Origin of the sequence: Anoxybacillus sp. UARK-01 (assembly GCF_002075365.1) — a bacterium.
Classification (GTDB): domain Bacteria; phylum Bacillota; class Bacilli; order Bacillales; family Anoxybacillaceae; genus Anoxybacteroides; species Anoxybacteroides rupiense.
On record NZ_NASY01000002.1, the window covers coordinates 2,501 to 4,571 of the forward strand.

The following is a 2,071-nucleotide window of genomic DNA, read 5'->3' on the forward strand; positions in this document are numbered from 1 at the left end:
TGTCCAATGCGTCGAGGCAACTCGTAGTCATTTCACCGATGCTTCGCTCGTCTCTACCAATTGAGCTAAGCCGGCGTCATCTATACTAGTTTTCATTGAAATAATGGTGGAGGATGACGGGATCGAACCGCCGACCCCTTGCTTGTAAGGCAAGTGCTCTCCCAGCTGAGCTAATCCTCCGATATGTAGCGCCTAGCAACGTCCTACTCTTGCAGGGGCGTTAGCCCCAACTACCATCGGCGCTGGAGAGCTTAACTTCCGTGTTCGGGATGGGAACGGGTGTGACCTCTCCGCCATCGTCACTAGGCTTGTTATTTCAAACAGACAAGTATTATTATAACGAGCATTTCGCCCATGTCAAGAACTTTTTGGTTCTTTCAAAACTAGATAACAGATCAGAGAAGAAAGGATAGGCGGTGCTTTTCTTGATGTCTAGCTCCGCTTTCCATCGACATGCAAGCATGTCTCGTCAGAAGAATATTTTCCTTCCGGCGCTAAGCGCTCGCTTCCACTTTTCGTATTGTCTAGTTCCGCAAGCTGCATCCTACGGTCGTTTCCGCTTCTTCTGTCCCAGTCTCCTGACTTGTCCGTCAGAAGCTTGAACGCCTTATGGATGCAAGCGAGCTTGCTCCCTTTTTCGTATTGGTTAAGTCCTCGATCGATTAGTATCCGTCAGCTGCACGTGTCGCCACGCTTCCACCTCGGACCTATCTACCTCGTCATCTTCGAGGGATCTTACTTGCTTATGCAATGGGAAATCTCATCTTGAGGGGGGCTTCACGCTTAGATGCTTTCAGCGCTTATCCCTTCCGCACATAGCTACCCAGCGGTGCCCTTGGCAGGACAACTGGTACACCAGCGGTGCGTCCATCCCGGTCCTCTCGTACTAAGGACAGCTCCTCTCAAATTTCCTGCGCCCGCGACGGATAGGGACCGAACTGTCTCACGACGTTCTGAACCCAGCTCGCGTACCGCTTTAATGGGCGAACAGCCCAACCCTTGGGACCGACTACAGCCCCAGGATGCGATGAGCCGACATCGAGGTGCCAAACCTCCCCGTCGATGTGGACTCTTGGGGGAGATAAGCCTGTTATCCCCGGGGTAGCTTTTATCCGTTGAGCGATGGCCCTTCCATGCGGAACCACCGGATCACTAAGCCCGACTTTCGTCCCTGCTCGACTTGTAGGTCTCGCAGTCAAGCTCCCTTCTGCCTTTACACTCTTCGAATGATTTCCAACCATTCTGAGGGAACCTTTGGGCGCCTCCGTTACTCTTTGGGAGGCGACCGCCCCAGTCAAACTGCCCACCTGACACGGTCTCCCACCCCGATCAGGGGTGCGGGTTAGAACTTCAGTACGACAAGGGTGGTATCCCAAGGGCGACTCCGCCAAGACTGGCGTCCTGGCTTCTCTGTCTCCCACCTATCCTGTACATGACGTACCAAAATTCAATATCAGGCTGCAGTAAAGCTCCACGGGGTCTTTCCGTCCTGTCGCGGGTAACCTGCATCTTCACAGGTACTATAATTTCACCGGGTCTCTCGTTGAGACAGTGCCCAAGTCGTTACACCTTTCGTGCGGGTCGGAACTTACCCGACAAGGAATTTCGCTACCTTAGGACCGTTATAGTTACGGCCGCCGTTTACTGGGGCTTCGGTTCGCACCTTCGCTTTGAGCTAAGCGCTCCCCTTAACCTTCCAGCACCGGGCAGGTGTCAGCCCCTATACTTCGCCTTTCGGCTTCGCAGAGACCTGTGTTTTTGTTAAACAGTCGCTTGGGCCTTTTCACTGCGGCTCTCTCGGGCTCAACACCCAAGAGAGCACCCCTTCTCCCGAAGTTACGGGGTCATTTTGCCGAGTTCCTTAACGAGAGTTCTCCCGCGCACCTTAGGATTCTCTCCTCGCCTACCTGTGTCGGTTTGCGGTACGGGCACCTCTCACCTCGCTAGAGGCTTTTCTTGGCAGTGGAGGATCAGGGACTTCGGTACTTTGATTCCCTCGCCATCACGGCTCAGCCTGGAYGCCAGACGGAYTTGCCTATCTGGCAGCCTAACCGCTTGGACAGGCTATTCC

1 tRNA gene and 2 rRNA genes are annotated in these 2,071 nt (G+C 54.0%); all 3 read right to left on the reverse strand.

Features of this window, described 5'->3' with window-relative positions:
• Positions 1-104: 104 nt before the first annotated feature.
• Positions 105-180 (reverse strand) — tRNA-Val (locus B6A27_RS00075).
• A 10-nt stretch (positions 181-190) separates the two neighbouring features.
• Positions 191-307 (reverse strand): 5S ribosomal RNA (gene rrf / locus B6A27_RS00080).
• 335 nt (positions 308-642) lie between these two features.
• A 23S ribosomal RNA gene (locus B6A27_RS00085) occupies positions 643-2,071 on the reverse strand; the annotation flags it as partial.